Source organism: Epilithonimonas sp. JDS, assembly GCF_021261315.1.
Lineage (GTDB): Bacteria > Bacteroidota > Bacteroidia > Flavobacteriales > Weeksellaceae > Epilithonimonas.
In genome coordinates this window covers 16,334-34,401 of sequence record NZ_JAJSAX010000009.1, presented here as the reverse complement: position 1 = coordinate 34,401, position 18,068 = coordinate 16,334, and the positions used below count along the sequence as shown (strand labels likewise).

The window sequence follows — 18,068 nt, the reverse complement described above, 5'->3', positions numbered from 1 at the left end:
GTTATAAATGATTCAACAAATGTCAAATCTTATAAATCAATTTTAAAAAGATTATTATTTGATTAAGAAATTGAATTTGTCCATATTTTTAAGAGCAATTCCGGTTCCTCTTACAACCGCTCTCAAAGGATCTTCTGCTACGAAAACAGGAAGTCCCGTTTTTCTGTGAAGTCTGTCTGCCAAACCTCTAAGAAGCGCTCCACCACCAGCAAGATAAATTCCTGTTTTGTAGATATCAGCAGCCAATTCCGGAGGCGTAAGAGATAAAGTTTCCATCACAGCATCTTCGATTCTGATGATCGATTTGTCTAATGCTTTTGCAATTTCTTTATAGTTGACCATAATCTCTTTTGGTTTCCCAGTGATGAGATCACGACCTTGCACAGGAATATCGTCAATTGGAACGTCCAATTCTTCTACAGCAGAACCAACTTCAATTTTGATTCTTTCCGCCGTTCTTTCTCCGATGTAAAGATTATGATGAGTTCTCAAATAATAAGCAATATCATTGGTGAAAACATCACCTGCGATTTTTACAGATTTGTCGCAAACAATTCCGCCAAGTGCAACCACAGCAATTTCCGTAGTTCCACCACCTATGTCGATAATCATATTTCCTTCCGGTTTCTGAACATCGATTCCAACACCTATTGCAGCTGCCATTGGCTCATAAATCAAACGAACTTCTTTCGCATTCACTTTTTGAGCAGAATCTCTTACCGCTCTTTTTTCGACTTCAGTAATACCGGAGGGAATACAGATTACAATTCTAAGTGCAGGCTGGAAAAATTTGCCTTTGATACCTGGAATTTGTTTGATGAATTCCTTGATCATATGCTCCGACGCGTGGAAATCTGCAATGACACCATCTTTCAACGGGCGTACAGTTTTAATATCTTCGTGAGTCTTCCCTTGCATATGTTTTGCTTGTTCTCCAACAGCAATCGGCTTGCCTGTAGAGCGCTCTATTGCTACGATAGACGGCTGATCCACAACTATTTTGTTGTTGTGAATGATAAGTGTGTTCGCAGTTCCCAAGTCAATCGCAATTTCTTGCGTAAACATATCCAATATACCCATTTTGTTCAGTAATTATTAAGTTTACAAAGATATAAATTTACACGCATTCTCTGTCCTGAATTAAAAATAATTTGGTTAAAATTTCCTTAAAATTTCAATAATTTCTTTCAGCGAATAATTCTGAATATCAATCGCAAAAGGATAGATTATTACTCTTTCATAAAAACATTAATTCTGTTATTATTTATAAAAAGATAATTGTCATATTCTATAGATTTTATCAATTTATCAAAACGATATTCGGAAAGAGTCTTTGTATTAAATATTGTAAATTTGCAGACTGAAAATGAGCACTAAAAATAAATTTCATCAAACCTCAGATCTCGCAGTTTTAAGCATCAGTTACGAAAAAGCCGATGCAGAAACCCGTGGCAGATTTGCATTTTTTGATGATCACATCAAAGCTTTTGTCAATCAAATTCACGAGCAGGATTACGGTGATGCGTTCGTGGTTTCTACTTGCAACAGAACCGAAATTTACTCTACGACAAAGAATTATCTTCACATTGCAGAACTTTATTGCAACACCGTTGGCGTTTCTCTTTCCGAGTTTTTGCAATACGTGAATGTCCTTCAAAGAGAAGATGCATTGTTTCACCTTTTCCGCGTCGCTGCAGGTTTGGAAAGCCAAATTATTGGTGATTTCGAAATCGTTTCTCAGATCAAAAATGCTTATCATCGATTCAAAACTTACAAGGATTTTTCCAATCCTTATTTGGAGCGTGCCATTAATTCCTCAATTCAAATTTCGAAGAGAATTAAGAATGAAACGGGAATCAGCACAGGTTCAGCTTCGGTTTCTTATGCTGCGGTTCATTATATTTTAAATAATACAAAACACATTCACGAGAAGAACATCCTGCTTCTCGGAGTTGGTGAAATTGGTCAGAACACGATTGAAAATCTTGTAAAACACATTTATCAGCCTAAAATAAAAATCGCCAACCGTTCTTTTGAAAAAGCCGAGAAAATTGCTGACAAATACAATATTCCTCAAATCGATTTTGAAACGTTCCCAGAAGAATTGAAGCAAACCGATGTTCTAATCGTAGCAACCGGCGCTCAGAAATATATTATTGATGAAACCAATTTCCCTAAAAACAAGGAAATGGTTGTCATCGACCTCTCTATGCCGAACAACGTTCAGAAGGAAATCGGGAAATTGGAAAACGTGACGTTGATAGATGTGGACCAACTTTCGCAAACCATCCAGGAAACGATGGAACAACGGAAGAAGGAAATTCCGAAAGCGGAAGGCATCATCAAGGAAATGGCAAAGGAATTTGCAGATTGGGAAAAGAAAAGAAAGCTCGCACCACAAATCAATCATTTCAAAAATTCTTTGAAGAAAATCGAGGAAAACGAAATGCACAATATTCATAAGAAATTCCATTACGCCAAAATAGAGGATATGGAGCTGTCCAACAATTTGGTTCAGAAAATCACAAATCGATTTGCGAAATACATTATGGAAAACCCTTCCCGCGCCGACGAAATCACAAAATTGATGGAGGAAATCCTCGACATCCACAAACAGTAAGACAATGAAAACCATAAGAATTGGAACCAGAAATAGTCCGCTTGCGCTTTGGCAGGCTCACGAAGTTGAAGCTAAACTTCAGAATCTTGGATTACAAACTGAAATCGTTCCCATCATCAGTTCCGGCGACAAAAACCTGAACCAACCGCTTTACGCATTGGGAATCACCGGAATTTTCACGAAAGATTTGGACATTGCTTTGCTTAATAATGAAATTGATATTGCGGTTCATTCCTTGAAAGATGTTCCGACGCTTTTGCCTGAAAACGTTCAGATTTCTGCGGTTCTGGAAAGAGATTTTCCGGAAGATGTTTTGGTAAAAAATAAAGATGCAGAAGTTCTGGATTTAAATGTCTTGAAAATTGCAACCAGCAGTTTGAGAAGACGCGCTTTTTGGTTGAAGGAATTTCCTGAAACTGAATTCACAGACATCCGTGGAAATGTTCAAACACGATTGAAAAAACTGGATGACGGCGTTGCAGATGCGACGATTTTTTCATTGGCCGGAATCAAAAGGATGAATCTGGATGTGGAATATGAACAAATTCCGTTTTTGTTGCAAGCGCCATCACAAGGTGTGGTTGCGATTGCCAGCAAAATTGACAATCCGGAATTGAGTGATATTTTAAAATCAATTTCTCACATGGAAACTGAGATTTGCATTACGATAGAAAGAGAATTCCTGAAAACTTTGGAAGGCGGTTGTACAGCGCCCATTGGTGCAAAAGCTGAATTGATTGGAACTCAAATCCGATTTGTTGGAAGACTTTGTTCGCTTGACGGAAAAGATTGTATCGAAACCGATGAGATTTTTGACTGGAACGATTCTGAGAATTTTGGAGCGAAATTAGCTTTGAAGGTTTTGGAAAACGGCGGGAAGGAATTGATGGATGAAATTCGAAAAAGTTTGTAAAATACTTAACCACAATGGACACAAAGGATTTCACAAAGCAAACAAATTAAACACAAGCCTTGTGGTCTTCGTGAAAAAACTTAGTGAACTTTGTGGTAAAAATTTCACAAAGAATACAGAGATTAGAAATCAAGCGCTGTTGAGATTCCTACGGAATGACAAAATAATGTTTTAGCAATGTCAGTCTGAGGTTCTCGAAGACTTTATAAATATGAAAATCCTTTTTACAAAATCACTGGACAAAAAAGAAGTTGCTGAGAAATTGGGAACGGAAGTTTTGGTTGATTTTGTGGAGGTCATCAAAACGGAATTCATTAAAACGAAAACTTTCGGTTTGAAGAATTACTCATTGATTTTTACAAGCGTAAATGGAGTGAAAGCCTTTTTTGAAAATGGTTTTGATGCGAATGAGAATTTTGCCGAGAAAAATTATAACAAGATTTACGCCGTAGGTTCGCAGACTAAAAAGGAATTGAGGAAGCATAATTTTGGGACTTTCAAACTTTGTAAGAATGCGAGCGAATTATCACAGTCTATTACAGAAAATTCTGTTAACGAGAAGTTTCTGCATTTTTGTGGCGATTTGGCTTTGGATGTTTTGGATGAGAAATTGCCGTTGCAGAATATTTCTTACAAGAAAATCCCTGTTTATAAGACCGAATTGCTGTTTCCGAAAATCAATGAGAAATATCAGGCTGTGGTTTTCTTCAGTCCGAGTGGAGTTCGTAGTTTTGCGAAGTTCAACAGTTTGGAGGATTTGAAGATTTTTTCGATTGGAAAAACGACGACTTCGGAATTGAAGAAACTCACTGAAAATAAAATAATTACAAGTCATAAAAATACGTTAGCTGATTTGTTGAATTTGATTTCTAAGGAAAGTTCAACTGTCGGGAAAGCTGATTTGGAAGACTAAACGCTAAACTTTGCGAAGCGCGCCTCGACTTGAGTGGATCCCGATATTAAATCGGGAGGGAACGGAAGGCGGAAAAAGGCGCCCAAATAATTTAAGAAAATGATAAAGAACGACCTATACCTAAAGGCCTTGCGAGGCGAAACCGTGGAAAGACCGCCTGTGTGGATGATGAGACAAGCTGGAAGATACTTGCCGGAATTCATTGCGTTGCGCGACAAATACGACTTTTTCACCAGATGTCAGACGCCGGAATTGGCCTCGGAAATTACGGTTCAGCCGATTAGAAGATTTCCTTTGGACGCGGCGATTTTGTTCTCCGATATTTTGGTTGTTCCGCAAGCGATGGGCATCGATTTCAAAATGAAGGAATCTGTTGGACCTTGGTTGGACGAACCTATCAGAACGGCTCAACAAGTTGATGATGTGATAGTTCCGGACGTGAACGAGACTTTGGGTTATGTTTTCGATGCGATAGAAATGACGTTGGAAAAGCTGGACAATGAGATTCCATTGATTGGATTTGCCGGTTCGCCTTGGACGATTTTCTGCTACTGCATCGAGGGAAGAGGTTCTAAGGATTTCAATATTGCGAAGTCATTTTGCTTCTTGCAACCGGAAGCGGCGCACAAATTATTGCAGAAAATCACGGACACTACGATTGCCTACTTGAAACGAAAAGTGGAAAAAGGTGTTTCGGCTGTTCAGGTTTTTGACAGTTGGGGCGGAATGCTTTCGCCGGCGGATTATCAGGAATTTTCCTGGCAATATATCAATCAAATCGTGGAAGCTCTCGCACCGTTGACGCACGTTGTAGTTTTCGGGAAAGGCTGTTGGTTTGCATTAGAAGATATGACAAAATCTAAGGCTTCTGCTTTGGGCGTTGACTGGACGATTACGCCGGAATTGGCGAGACAATTCACGAATAATTCGGTGACGCTTCAGGGAAATTTTGACCCATCAAGATTGCACTCTACGCCGGCGACGATTCGGAAAATGGTTCACGAGATGATTGACCGTTTTGGAAAAGATAAATACATTGTGAATCTCGGACACGGGATTTTACCAAATATTCCGGTTGAAAATGCGGAAGCTTTTATAAAGGCTGTTGTAGATTGGAAAGCATAAACAAAAACCAGAGCGATTTGCTCTGGTTTTTTTATTCTAGTTCTGTTGGAACTGTTTGTGCGGGTTTTACCGCTTCATTGTTCAATCCGTCCTTTTGAGGGATTGTTTGTCTTTGCATTTTTTCGTCTGCTTCTTTTTGTCTTTGCTCAAGATTTGTCGTATCTACCATTTTTGGCGTATTGTTCGTATTGTTTTGCTGAACTGTAGATTTTGCTCTCATTTCTGTTCTTGTTGTGGTCGATTTGGTTTCTTTCTTCTTTGTCGTTTGAGCCATCGTCAACATCGTTCCAAAAACGAGAAATGTTGCGGTTGTTATTATCTTTTTCATAATGATTTAGTTTGATGATTTGAATAATCAAGCCAAATATCAAACCAATTTTTATTAAAGTTATTTAAAAATCAATAACAATTACTTAGAAACATAAAAAAACCAGAACGATTTGTTCTGGTTTTTGTTATTACCTATTTGGTTTTGTGCCTTCTACAGGACTCACTGGTACTACTTGTGGTGAGGCTGTAGAATTGTTAGGCATTGTGTTAGTTGGATTTTGCAAAGTTCCATTATTCGGCATTGTCGTATTTGGGTTTTGCAGAGTTCCATTATTTGGCAATGTCGTATTCGGGTTTTGTAAAGTTCCGTTGTTCGGCATCGCTTGATTTTGCTGCAATCTGTTTGGATTGGTCTGCATTTTCAATTTGTTATTGGTTGCTGCTGTGTCAATGGTTCTGTTCATTCCGTTGGGCTGGACAGGTGTTGCAATTTTCATCTCCGTGCCGTTGGCAGGTTTGTCCGGCATTGTGGACGGATTATTTTTATTCTTAGTGGTTTGAGCGGTAATGACCATTGTCCCAAACATTAGAAAAGCAGCTGTTGTGATTAACTTTTTCATAATACTTTACTTTTATTGATTTGATTATCAATGACAAACATCAAACCAACTTATGTTAAAGTTATGAAACGATAAGATTTTTAATAAAACTTTATGACCTTACTTTTCCAAGACCTTTCTCAATTTTTCTACAAATACATAAGTTGCAGGACAAATCAAAGCGTTCTGAATCGTCAAATTATTAATCTGATAAATCTTCTTCCGATCGGTATGCGGATACTCTCGACAGGCTTTGGGGCGAACGTCGTAGATGGAACACGTGTTGTCATCATTCAGGAAAAAACAAGGCAAATTTTGTAAAACTTTGTCTTGGTCTTCATCAACACGCAAAAATTTCGCTTCGAAATCTGCGGGCTTCATTCGCAGATGTTTGGAAATCCGTTCGATGTCTTTTTCTACGTAAAGTGGACCTGTGGTTTTGCAGCAATTAGCGCAAGAAAGACAGTCTATTTCCGCAAAAGTCTCCTCGTGCGTTTCCAAAGTGAGATAATCCAGATTTTTTGGCGGTTTCTTTTTGAGTCCGTCCAGGAATTTTCGGTGTTCTTTCTGCTTCTGTTGGGCTTGTTTTTTATAGAAATCGAGATCCATAATTAAGAATTTTCTGGTAGTGAAGCTGGAAAATTACTGTTAATCAAATCAAGGTTTAAAACCGTAAATCGATTGCTCTCATCCGGACTGTACATTTTTTCAAACTTGGCACCGTAAATTATTTCGTCTGATGTGTAACTTGTCCTTTGAACCACATCACTGGAAAATATGCTGTCAAAAGCTTTGACGTGAACGATTATTTCGATATCGGTATTTTTAAGATCTTCCGCATTTAATCCGTAAAAGGGTGATTCTTCATCTATATAATGTACAATTGTCCAGTTGAGAATTAATGATGTGATTTTTGTAACTTCCAATCTCAGATTGTAAAATGAGCTTTTTGTCTGTCCGTTTTCTGTGATCTCAAAAGAGGTCAAAACCGTAATGCTGGCATCTGTAAGCGAAGTATTTTTGAATGGCGCCATCCGAAACATCAGTCCGGTTTTGTCTTTGTGAGGCGAGATCAATGCCACATCACTAAACTGCAAAAATGCTCTCGGACGGGAAAATCTTCCATAAAAAAGACCTGTCGCAATTGCAAATGCCAATAATCCTAAGAACGCTTCGAAAGTTGCCACCAAACTAGCCAGAAACCCAACTGGCGCGATGCGTCCGTAACCAACTGTGGTAAAGGTTTGGGAACTGAAAAAGAAAACATCCGTAAACTCATTCTGGAAATTGCTTTTGTCGATGCCCGTAAGATGTTCGATCCCAATTGAGTAATAAATCAGTGCAAAAATAAAATTCACAACAATGTAACTGCCAACCAACAATCCGATGAACTGCCATCTTTTGAGGTTCAGCATTGTGTGGTACCAACTGTAGCGGTTCAGGATATTGACGCCCTTCTTTTTGATATTCGGATAGCCGTCTTTGTTGATGAATCTTCCGGAAAAATTATCTCCAAAACCAGTATCGTTGGTTGCCTTTAATCTGGAAAAACTGAATTTTGACATATTTGCAAAATTACATTTTAATTTGTTTTAATTTTGAAAAATGAAAGATATTCAGACACGGGAAGACGTAGAACTATTGGTCAACCAATTCTACTACAAGGTGATAAAAGACGATTTGATTGGATTTTTCTTTACAGACATCGCGAAAATCGACCTGAGTAAACATCTGCCGAAAATGTACAATTTCTGGGAAAGTATTCTTCTGGGAAATCCGGTCTATGAAGGGAATCCGATGCGGGTTCATTTTCCAATCAACGAAGTTTCTGCGTTGGAAGAAAGACATTTTAACCGCTGGTTGCAGATTTGGGAAGAAACGATTCACGAAAATTTTGAAGGCCAAAATACCGAAACGGCAATTGCCAGAGCTTTGAATATTGCCCGAATTATGAGCTACAAAATGGCGAATGCAAGGGAAAATTAAATCTTCAAAAAAGCAATTGATGGTCGATCCAATCCGTCAGCATATGGAATAGCAATCCAACGCCAATGATTCTGGGAACGCCTTTGAAAAACAACAGCAAAACATAAATCCCCATCGCCCAATAAGTATGCAAAAGATGAAAGTTGATGCTGTAACGGTCGGGCGCAAATATTGGTGTACTGAGCAGATGATCGGCATCTACAAGCATAGTTCCCAACATTATGAGATATGCCTTTCGCCAGTCATTCCGAAAAAAAGCGTATGCAATCGCAACGGGAAAAATCAAGTGGAGAAAGTAATGAACCGCAATCCGGAAAGGAAAAAACTCTAAATAATTCATCTCATCTTTTCATTTTTACCATCTTAAAATAAGTGGTAATTTTTCTTTTTTAAAGTTAATTTTCAAGTAAAAATAATCGCCTTTGTTACCATAAAAACTATAATCGATATTCGAAATAGCTTTCTTTTCCGAAGCCGAAAACGATTTTATTGATTTAATTAATAACGGATTATTTTTAACAAAAACATAATTGCCGGAAAAACGCTTTCCAAAATCTATTGCTTTTCTTATTGATTTAATTGAAATGTCGCTTCCGTTTTTCTTTATGACATTCGGCTGAAATGGAATTGGCGTGAATTGACTTTGAGCATTAATGCAATTTTTTTGCTGAAAATACAACCAGAGATTTTCCGATTCCCAACTTTGTAAATTGATGGAATAATTGGGTTGAAGAATCTGCTGATAACTCACCTTTTCTACCTCATTGAAATTGTCGTCGTAACTATAACTGATAATTTTATCTTTGACCATTTCCAGTTCTGCAACGGCAGAAAGCGAATTGATTTTAATGGAATCGCTCAGTTTTTTATTGAATAATGCGGATGCAATTTTTACGTTGGTTGAATCCAATTCTAACTTCAAAAACGATGTTTGCCTGTCCAAATCGGAAATCATCGATGAGAAATGGTCGTCTAAACTTTTCGTTTTAACTTCAATATTCTCATCATTCAAATAAAATGCAAACTTGCGAATCTTGGATTTTGCAAAGTAGGAAACGCTTGCAACCGAATTATTAATCAATTCATCAGCGTACAAATTTTTGAATTTCGAATTGAAAATTTCAGCTGTCGTCTTGTCAAAATTTGAATTTGAGAATCCGACAATACATTTCGAAACTTCGATTTTTACAGAAAATTGGTCCTTTTTGTAGAGATTATTTTTAATTAATTTAAAACCTTTCTCATTCAAAAATTTGATAAGTTTATCGTTATCAGAAATTTCAAAAACGCTGTACCACTCGGAGAAACTGTTGTCTTTCAAATGAAAAATCTGAACATAATCCGGAACTTCTACGCCACTATTTTTAAAAGAACCTTTTGAAGTTTCAAACCACTTGGAAGGATTTTTTAGTAAAGTCAAAATGTATTCTTCTGACAATTTTTTAGAATCGACCAAAACCAAAACATCTGCATTTCTCGGAACCGCCTTCAAATCTTTATCCTTCAGAGACCAGAAAAAATAGCCGAAAACCGCGACAAAAAAAAGGACTGCAAGAAGGATGATTGCTCTTTTCATTTACAAGGCGGTTGACGTTTCTTTTTCAGAAATTTTAATCAAATCGTTACAAAAATCCAAGAAATACATCAGACTGTTCTCGGAAGAATTTGGCGTCGTGTAGTTGAATTCAGTTTCAATACTTTCTTTTTTCACCTCACTTTTAAAATAGACATCACCGATATTTTTTCGGAAAAGATTAAATCCTTCTTTCTGAGAAATCGTTGTGAATTCCTTCTCCAAGCCTTGCAACAATCGCTGCATATTGATTGTTCCCGAGGAAGGATGTTTCGCCGCGTCTTTCGCCCATTTTTGCGAAACGGCAGACTGTTTTTTAGGAACCAGATTCTCCAGCGAAGTCGTCAAATAAACGATATTTTCTTTCACCGTGAAATAAACTTGGTCAATGTAATTGCTGTTTTTAGGGTCTTTTTTCAGATAAAAAATATCGCCATTCTTAGCAAATTTCTGCGATAATTCTTTGTTCGTTGTCAATACTTCAAAAACACGTTTCCAATAATTTTCGTTTTCCGTGGCAAAAGCAAAAGTGAAATCCGGAACTACAACATCCTTTGTTTTCTTAATTTCTTTGTCGTTGAAGTTATCATCATATTCATAATCTGTGTATTCTACCTTTTTGGTATTCAGTGCATTCAAAACAAAAACGCCGTTTCCTGGAGCGATTTTTGAGATGGCTTCTTCGTCCAAAACTATCTTAATCGTTTCCATAATCAGTTCCAGCTCTTTTTGATATTTTCCTGTATCATTTTTACTTTCGAATAAGCTATACATCAAATCAAAATACTTGTGTCCATCAACGTTTATTGCATAATAACCAACACTTTTGTCGGAAATCAGGGACATCAGTTTTTTATTCTTTTTACCATTGTAAAGCGCTGAAAAACGCTTTTGAATTTCGCTGTCTTTATGTTGATAATTACTTATTACTTTTACTTTATTCTTATCAAAATATAAATTGTAAGACGAATTGGAATTGTACAGATTATCAATCAAATCCCCGAAATTGTAAAGCTTCGCCAAATCTTTATAAGCACCATTTTTGACTATCTCTCCATAATTGGAATAAACGAAAACATCCGAATTCGCGTCTTGGAATTTGACCATTTCTTTTGGAACTTCCACTTCCATATTAGAATCAAAATATCTGTCAAAATCCAATTCTGCAAAGGCTTTCACGATTTTAAAATCTTCCGCTTTGATAGAATCCATTTCCTTTTGATAAGCCAAATCTTCCGCTTCCTCATCATATTCCTCAGTCGGTTTTGCAGAGGCAACTTCATCCAATTCAGTCGTTGCTTTTTTCTCTTCCGGATATTTGTGGTGTTTCTCCAGATATTTGATATCTTTTTGCATCCGTGCAATATCGTCCTGATGACTTTTGATATCCTCTTTTGTATATTTGATTTCGTCTTTCAAATACTTGATTTCATCTTTGTAATTGAAAGGTTTTTCTGGTTCATAGTAAGGGGAATCAGCTTCTGCATAGGCACTATCAATCATTGGCGGCTCTTCTACACTTACAACAACTGTACTGTCAGCAGCATAATCATAATCGAATTTTGGCAGCTTTTTCGTGTAAGTCATTCCAGTAATTACCGCTCTTTTTCCGTCCCAAGCCACAAAAGTATCATCATTCAAATTGGTGTAAGAATATTTGTTTTTCTTCGTGGTTTCCAATTCTTTCTTTGATGAAACCTTGATGAATTCTACAAACTTCGTTGCATCTTCCAAAATCAAATGCGCCGTGTAACTCTTGATAGAATCATTGAAATTGATATAGTGATACTGTTTCGCATCATTTTTAATTCCTGTGTCCGAGAAGTCTTTCCAGGTTGGTTTCTCCTGGTCATTCTTATTCAGATTTTGTAAAATTGGATTGAGTTTTTGCCAATTGGTTTTGCTATTTAACAGTTTTCCATTGACTTCCATATAAAATACGGAGCTCGCTGGAATCTGAATTTTGGTTTGCGAAAACGCAAAAGCGCAACAAAATATCAAGAAAAATACCAGTTGTTTTTTGAGTAAAATTGATTTCATAGTTTTAATATTTTTCTTGGATTAATTTAATGAGATGGTGTTTTGAATTTGTTTTTTCTGAAGGATAAAATCCAGAATATTCCCATTCAGTTTTATCGCTTTTTTGTTTGGCGAAACTGTGTAAGAATTGTTGCTTTGAGATTTTATCACGTTTTCGAATTGTAAAATTGAAGTGTAAGTCGCATCGCTGAAAACTTCTTTGTCGGCTTTGCTCAGCTTATCATACTCGTTTTTATAACTTCCGATTTTGTTTCTGACAAAAGTTTTCTCAGCAACATTTTGCTTGTACAATTGTGTCGGAACTGTTTTTCCGATGATGTTTTTGGCTTTCAATTGTTCCAAACCTGTGTTGATATTTTCGATTTTCTTGAAGTTACAACTCAGTTTAATAATGAAATTATCAAAGTCTAAACTCGTTTTCACATTGCTGATTCCTGGTACGCTTTTGAAAACGTTGGAAGCCTGGTTCACTTTGTTTTCAATCTCTGATTTTTTAGGGACTTTCTTACCGTTGATGGTTTCCATTTTTGATATGGATTGCAGGCGGGTTTTGCTTTTGCTGGCATTCAGAATTACAGCATATTCTCCGCTTCCATCGGCTTTCAGACTTATTTTATCAATAATGTCGAAGCAACTTGTAAGGCTGAGGCAAATGCAGAAAAGAAAAAAATATTTGATAATCTTCACAGAATTAGGAATTGAGTTTTAACAAAGGTAATTTTTTCAATGAAGAAAAATGCGTTTGAAGCCGTAATTCACGCTTAATCTTTCATTCGATTTTTCAAATCCATTTCTGCGCCAAGAATTCTGGTGATTGTGAATTTCTAAGATATTTAATCAAATTCTACCTTTCAAATAATCCTGACGCAAACTTTCATCCAGTTTTTCTATGGCGTATCGCAGACAAGTTCTTGGCATTTCTTTGTAATGCAAATTGAGGAAACCCAACAATTCCTGTTCGTTTTTATTTCCCATTTCGCGGAGAAGCCAGCCATTGGCTTTGTGCATCAAATCGTGTTGATGACGGAGATTTCTCTCAGCAAATTCTTTCGTGAGTTCAAAACTTCCTTTCTTGATGTAATGCATCGTCCCAACAATCGCGATTCGTTTTTCCCACATTTTATCAGAATTCGACAAATCAATTAACAGCTTTTTTTCTTGATTTTCAAAACAATACCGACCCAAAATCTTATAACAAGATGTATCCACCAAATTCCAATTATTAATAAAATCGAGATGATTCAGATAAAAGTCGATGATTTCTTTTTGCTGAGATTTTTCTTTTGACTTTTCAAATTTCAGAATTAACATCAGCAAGGCTGTCAAACGATGTTCGTGATATTTGGATGACAAAAGTTCGCTTAATTCTTCAAGAGAAATTTTGTTGTAAAATTCCTTTGCCACTTTTCTTTGGTCTGGAACGATGACACCTAGGAAAAGGTCACCTTCGCCATATTCGCCTTTTCCGCTTTTGAAGAACGTCGGGAGAAATTCTGCTTTTTCAGGAATCGCGAGGATTTCTAGAGCTTGTTTTATTACTTCAATCAGATTCATCTAAAAACCCCCTACCAACTTTATATAAATTTTCGAATCCCCAACAGAGTAAGTGGTTATGACACTTCCATCTGGCAAATTTGTCATTTTTTGCTTTAAATCAGAAGGTGTTTGGCAAACTCGAGATTCTATTTATCATTTCTCCTGCTATTAAAACACAGATTGGAGAATCCTCGGATTTTCCAGTACCACTATTTTCAATGGTTTGAATAATTAAGCTATTTTGTAGACTATATAAATCACTTTTTGATTTTTCATTTAAAGCTTCGTAAATGTAAGATAGCTTTAGAGAAACTCCATCAAGCAAGGGGTTTTTGTTATAATTTGCTTGAGCTTGCTCAACAATCTTAAGTGCTTTATTTCTAGACATTCCTGATTTCGCTAATTTCCAAATAGTCTCATAATCCTGATTATAATTTGACATTTTATACTCAGTTTCTATAAACCGGCTTCCATAATACAATTGATTTAATTCTTGCTGAGTTAGTTTCTTAGGTTCTGTCTTGAAAATCTCCAAATAATTATAAAAATAATCTTTCGGATTTTCTTTCACATTTCTCTTGATTTCTTCAACATTTATCTGAGAAAAAATAAATCCGAAAATCAATAAATTAATAAGGCTAAATATTTTTTTCATCATAATAAATTACTCTAAATTTAATTCCTTCTGAAACGCTTCCAAATACTTCGCCAGATGAAAACCATCCATCAAACCGTGATGTCCTTCGACAGAAATCGGTAACATTTTTCGGCCGTTTTTCTCAGAGAATTTTCCGAAGACAATTTTAGGAATCGATTCTTTTGGGTCGAAATCTGTCGGATGTAGCAAACCTGTAAAATTCGTCCAAGGCATCGTGGAATGTCGGATATGATTGGGCGGAAGTGATTCATTTTTAATCCTCAAACCCGTTGAATTTTGAACCTCATCAATTTCCTTTTGCAAATTCTGATTGAAGATTTCAAAATCATCAGAATATTCAAAATAAGAAAAGCCGAAAGTTCCCTCATTTCTTCCAATCGTAGAACCAACGTGCACGACATCAAAGGCTATAACTTCATCATTTACAATCCGATAACCAAATTCTTCAACTGAGTTGACGGCTTTCATCGATTTGTGAAGATAATGTGCGAAAAAGGATTCTTTATTATCTTTTGCCAGCTGAAAAGTTTCGGTACAATCAACTTCGGTTACGATTCCAAAATAGGGACTTTTCATTCCGGAAAAAAATTGAAAATGCTCTTTTCTCTTCCAGTTTTCGATGTCTATGACTTTCATTTTTAAATAATTACTTGACGTCTTCTAAAATTTTTTCCTCTACAGCAATCTTATTCGGATTGGCTACTTTTCCAATCGTAAGCCCCTGAACTACAATTGAAAAGACTACAACACAATAAGTTATACTGATGATGATTTTGTTGTATTCATTCTGAGGAATCGACAAAGCCAAAGCAATGGAAACACCACCACGGATTCCACCCCAAACCAGAACTTTCACAGTTTGTGGACTGAATCGATATCTCAAAGACATAAACTTCGTCGGAACAAAAATCGCTACCCAACGTGCCAATAAAACTATTAAAATACAAATTCCACCAGCAACCAAATATTCATTTAAATCCTTGATTAACAATAATTCAAAACCGATAAACAGGAACAGAACGGCGTTCATAATTTCATCAATCAATTCCCAGAATTTAATCAAATAATCCTGCGTTTCGGATTTCATTTTGAAACTCTCACTGAAATTTCCCATAAATAATCCGGCAGCAACCATTGCCAGCGGTGCAGAAATATGCATCTCGTGAGCAATCAAGTAACCGCCCATAACGACTGATAATGTGATGAGTACGGAAATAATATAGTCATCCACCATTCTCATCGCTCTGGAAGCGGATAATCCTAGAAGAACACCCAAAAGCAATCCGCCGCCAGCTTCACGCAATAAAAGCAAGCCGACACTTTCGACATTCAAATCGATTTCTTTTCCGATTGCCAATTGTAGAACGACCGTGAAAACCACTACCGCCATCCCATCATTGAAAAGTGATTCTCCGGCCACTTTGGTTTCCAAAGATTTTGAAACATTTGCCTGCTTCAAAATACTTAGAACCGCCACTGGGTCGGTCGGTGAAATCAATGCGCCGAAAACCAAACAGTAGATAAATGGAATCTGAACGCCCGCAAAAGGCAAAAGATAATAAGCGCCAAAAGCGACAGCAAACGTGGAAATAATCACGCCAACCGTTGAAAAAATTACGACTGGACCAAATTGTTCCTTTAAATCTTTGATGTTAATGTGGATTCCGCCAGCGAAAAGCAGGAAGTTTAGCATCGCGCCCATCAGAACTTCTGTGAAATCAAAATTGTTGATTAGTTCCGTCAAATGGCTGGTGGTCTTTGGTAAAAAATTATCGCCCGACGCAACCAAGGTGACAGAAACGACAATAGCGATGACCATAATTCCTATGGCGCTTGGCAATTTTAGAATTCTGTGATTGATGTAAGCAAATAGTGATGCTAAAACGATTAGGACTGAAAATGAGTAATATAACTCCATTAATATTTTTGTTTTATCTAAATTTAGACTCCGTTAGAAGTCGTTATAAATGACTTTGATGTAGGTTTTTGTATTGTTGTTTTCCCAAATGTCGAACATTCCGCCAGTTGCAGGTTTGGACGACCTGGAGGCTTGTCTGGGAATCTGGATGACATTGATTAAAATATATTCGTCGCCAACTGAATTGACAACAAAGGCAGAATCTTCCGACTTTCCATCGCCCGAATCTAAGATGGCGCTCGTCAGCAATTTGAACTGACTGAGATAGTAGCTGAAGTTTTTCACATCCTGCAGTTTATCATAACATTGCAGCATAATCATCAGCAAATCGAGATTGGTCGGGTCTTTTGCCAGCAAATCTCTGGTCTTTGCGATGGCTTCCGGATAATTCTTTTTGTTGAAATCCTTCAATAATTTTTTGAATTCGTCATCGCTTGTTGAAACTGTTTTTTCTAAGAAAGTTCTGCCATAATACAAATGCTGAGCTTCAATGCTGTCTATGGATTTGGGCAAGGCTTTGTACTTGAAAAGCATTTTCTCGTAATAAAAATCGGATTCTTTGTCCGCAATCTCTTTCTTGATATTATCCAAATTGATTTTTGACTTCTGAGAAAACCCAAAAGTCGCCATCATCAAAAAGAAAAATAAAAAGATTTTATTCATTGACTTCTTCTTCGTCCTCAAAATATTCGAAAAGCAAATCGTTGTAAGGGAAACGGGAAATATGAATCCTGTGAACCTCATCGTAAATCATTTTCTTCATCTCTGGGAAGTTTTCCTTCGTTAAAGCTGAAATGAAAACGGTTGGGAATTTTGATTTTGCCATCCACGTTTTTTTCCATTCTTCCAACGAGATATTTTTGTGAGAACCAGGCATCAAATCATCCTCTTCTTTTTTCTCATAACTGAAATCATCGATTTTATTGAAAACCATAATCATCGGTTTCTGATGCGCATCGATTTCCTGAAGAATTTCGTTCACTGAATTAATATGGTCTTCAAAACTTTCGTGGGAAATATCAACGACGTGAATCAGCAAGTCCGCTTCACGAACCTCATCCAAAGTCGATTTGAAACTTTCTACCAACTGCGTCGGCAACTTTCTTATGAATCCAACCGTGTCCGTCAAAAGGAAAGGTAGATTTCCAATTACCACTTTACGAACCGTTGTATCAAGCGTTGCAAACAATTTATTTTCAGCGAAAACATCTGATTTTGATAAAGCGTTCATTAATGTCGATTTTCCAACATTCGTGTAACCAACGAGCGCTGTACGAACCATTTTCCCACGGTTGTTTCGCTGCGTTCCCATTTGTTTGTCGATGACCTTCAGTTTGTCTTTCAACAAGGTGATTCGGTCCCGGATAATCCTTCTATCGGTTTCGATTTCCGTTTCCCCAGGTCCACGCATTCCGATTCCCCCTTTTTGCTTATCTAAGTGAGACCACATCCTGCTCAATCTCGGCAAAAGATATTGATATTGAGCCAGTTCAACCTGAGTTCTTGCGTAAGAAGTCTGAGCTCTTTGGGCAAAAATATCGAGAATCAAATTGGTTCTATCGAGAACTTTGACTTCCATCTCACGCTCCAGATTCTTCAATTGAGAAGGCGACAATTCATCATCAAAAATGACTGTTCCGATTTTTTGCTCTTTTATATAATCACGGATTTCCTCCATTTTTCCCTTACCAACGAAGGTTTTAGAATCCGGCTGAGTCAGTCTTTGGGTAAAACGTTTATCAACAGTAGCGCCGGCTGTGAAAGCCAGAAACTCCAGTTCGTCCATATATTCTATCAGTTTATCTTCGCTTTGATTTTGGGTTATTAGACCAACCAAAACCGCTTTTTCATACTGATGTTCTTTATTTTCTATCATTTATAAAATTAAATTTCTGATTCTGACAAGATACTATTTTT

The 18,068-nt window shown here is 36.9% G+C and carries 20 protein-coding genes; 5 read left to right on the top strand and 15 right to left on the bottom strand.

Going from position 1 to position 18,068, the window contains the following annotated elements; all coding sequences use genetic code 11:
• Positions 1-54 precede the first annotated feature (54 nt).
• Positions 55-1,080 carry a rod shape-determining protein gene (locus LUD75_RS17615; RefSeq protein WP_028121656.1) on the bottom strand — a complete coding sequence of 342 codons (1,026 nt, stop codon included), beginning with the start codon at positions 1,078-1,080 and terminating at the stop codon, positions 55-57.
• Positions 1,081-1,366: 286 nt separating this feature from the next.
• On the opposite strand from LUD75_RS17615, the gene hemA reads away from it, so the two are divergent.
• The 4 genes from hemA (at position 1,367) to hemE (ending at position 5,571) form a co-directional block, all read left to right on the top strand.
• The gene (hemA, locus tag LUD75_RS17610) at positions 1,367-2,620 is read left to right on the top strand and encodes a glutamyl-tRNA reductase (RefSeq protein WP_232707121.1); all 1,254 of its coding nucleotides are present in this window, start codon (positions 1,367-1,369) and stop codon (positions 2,618-2,620) included.
• Positions 2,621-2,624: 4 nt separating this feature from the next.
• A complete protein-coding gene (gene hemC, locus LUD75_RS17605; RefSeq protein WP_232707120.1) occupies positions 2,625-3,533 on the top strand; it encodes a hydroxymethylbilane synthase in 909 nt (302 codons plus the stop codon).
• Between the two features lie 211 nt (positions 3,534-3,744).
• A complete protein-coding gene (locus LUD75_RS17600) occupies positions 3,745-4,446 on the top strand; it encodes a uroporphyrinogen-III synthase (RefSeq protein ID WP_232707119.1) in 702 nt (233 codons plus the stop codon).
• A 99-nt stretch (positions 4,447-4,545) separates the two neighbouring features.
• Positions 4,546-5,571 carry a uroporphyrinogen decarboxylase gene (gene hemE / locus LUD75_RS17595; protein WP_232707118.1) on the top strand — a complete coding sequence of 342 codons (1,026 nt, stop codon included), beginning with the start codon at positions 4,546-4,548 and terminating at the stop codon, positions 5,569-5,571.
• Positions 5,572-5,602: 31 nt separating this feature from the next.
• Here the strand turns inward: hemE and LUD75_RS17590 are convergent, their stop codons facing one another.
• The 4 genes from LUD75_RS17590 to LUD75_RS17575 all read right to left on the bottom strand — a co-directional run bounded on the left by LUD75_RS17590 (position 5,603) and on the right by LUD75_RS17575 (position 8,005).
• Positions 5,603-5,899 (bottom strand): hypothetical protein, encoded by a 297-nt coding sequence (locus tag LUD75_RS17590; RefSeq protein WP_232707117.1) that lies wholly within the window; start codon positions 5,897-5,899, stop codon positions 5,603-5,605.
• 130 nt (positions 5,900-6,029) lie between these two features.
• The gene (locus LUD75_RS17585; protein WP_232707116.1) at positions 6,030-6,461 is read right to left on the bottom strand and encodes a hypothetical protein; all 432 of its coding nucleotides are present in this window, start codon (positions 6,459-6,461) and stop codon (positions 6,030-6,032) included.
• A 99-nt stretch (positions 6,462-6,560) separates the two neighbouring features.
• Positions 6,561-7,049, bottom strand: coding sequence for a YkgJ family cysteine cluster protein (locus tag LUD75_RS17580; RefSeq protein ID WP_232707115.1), 489 nt, complete (start codon positions 7,047-7,049; stop codon positions 6,561-6,563).
• 2 nt (positions 7,050-7,051) lie between these two features.
• Positions 7,052-8,005 carry an ion channel gene (locus tag LUD75_RS17575; RefSeq protein WP_232707114.1) on the bottom strand — a complete coding sequence of 318 codons (954 nt, stop codon included), beginning with the start codon at positions 8,003-8,005 and terminating at the stop codon, positions 7,052-7,054.
• 40 nt (positions 8,006-8,045) lie between these two features.
• Between LUD75_RS17575 and LUD75_RS17570 the strand changes: the two genes are divergently transcribed.
• Positions 8,046-8,426 carry a group III truncated hemoglobin gene (locus tag LUD75_RS17570; protein WP_232707113.1) on the top strand — a complete coding sequence of 127 codons (381 nt, stop codon included), beginning with the start codon at positions 8,046-8,048 and terminating at the stop codon, positions 8,424-8,426.
• A gap of 4 nt (positions 8,427-8,430) precedes the next feature.
• Here the strand turns inward: LUD75_RS17570 and LUD75_RS17565 are convergent, their stop codons facing one another.
• The 10 genes from LUD75_RS17565 to hflX all read right to left on the bottom strand — a co-directional run bounded on the left by LUD75_RS17565 (position 8,431) and on the right by hflX (position 18,027).
• Positions 8,431-8,766, bottom strand: coding sequence for a DUF6122 family protein (locus LUD75_RS17565; RefSeq protein ID WP_232707112.1), 336 nt, complete (start codon positions 8,764-8,766; stop codon positions 8,431-8,433).
• A 15-nt stretch (positions 8,767-8,781) separates the two neighbouring features.
• Positions 8,782-10,002, bottom strand: coding sequence for a hypothetical protein (locus LUD75_RS17560; RefSeq protein ID WP_232707111.1), 1,221 nt, complete (start codon positions 10,000-10,002; stop codon positions 8,782-8,784).
• Positions 10,003-12,039 (bottom strand): hypothetical protein, encoded by a 2,037-nt coding sequence (locus LUD75_RS17555; RefSeq protein ID WP_232707110.1) that lies wholly within the window; start codon positions 12,037-12,039, stop codon positions 10,003-10,005.
• A 21-nt stretch (positions 12,040-12,060) separates the two neighbouring features.
• Positions 12,061-12,726: a hypothetical protein gene (locus tag LUD75_RS17550; RefSeq protein ID WP_232707109.1), complete on the bottom strand. Its 666-nt coding sequence runs from the start codon at positions 12,724-12,726 to the stop codon at positions 12,061-12,063.
• 150 nt (positions 12,727-12,876) lie between these two features.
• Positions 12,877-13,593: a DNA alkylation repair protein gene (locus LUD75_RS17545; protein WP_232707108.1), complete on the bottom strand. Its 717-nt coding sequence runs from the start codon at positions 13,591-13,593 to the stop codon at positions 12,877-12,879.
• A 100-nt stretch (positions 13,594-13,693) separates the two neighbouring features.
• A complete protein-coding gene (locus LUD75_RS17540; protein WP_232707107.1) occupies positions 13,694-14,233 on the bottom strand; it encodes a DUF4919 domain-containing protein in 540 nt (179 codons plus the stop codon).
• 6 nt (positions 14,234-14,239) lie between these two features.
• On the bottom strand, positions 14,240-14,869 hold the full coding sequence (locus LUD75_RS17535; RefSeq protein WP_232707106.1) for a chloramphenicol acetyltransferase: 630 nt from the start codon (positions 14,867-14,869) through the stop codon (positions 14,240-14,242).
• 10 nt (positions 14,870-14,879) lie between these two features.
• A complete protein-coding gene (locus LUD75_RS17530) occupies positions 14,880-16,151 on the bottom strand; it encodes a sodium:proton antiporter (protein WP_232707105.1) in 1,272 nt (423 codons plus the stop codon).
• A gap of 33 nt (positions 16,152-16,184) precedes the next feature.
• The gene (locus tag LUD75_RS17525) at positions 16,185-16,814 is read right to left on the bottom strand and encodes a DUF4919 domain-containing protein (protein ID WP_232707104.1); all 630 of its coding nucleotides are present in this window, start codon (positions 16,812-16,814) and stop codon (positions 16,185-16,187) included.
• Positions 16,807-18,027 carry a GTPase HflX gene (gene hflX / locus LUD75_RS17520; protein ID WP_232707103.1) on the bottom strand — a complete coding sequence of 407 codons (1,221 nt, stop codon included), beginning with the start codon at positions 18,025-18,027 and terminating at the stop codon, positions 16,807-16,809. Before hflX ends, LUD75_RS17525 begins: the two co-directional genes overlap by 8 nt.
• Positions 18,028-18,068 lie beyond the last annotated feature (41 nt).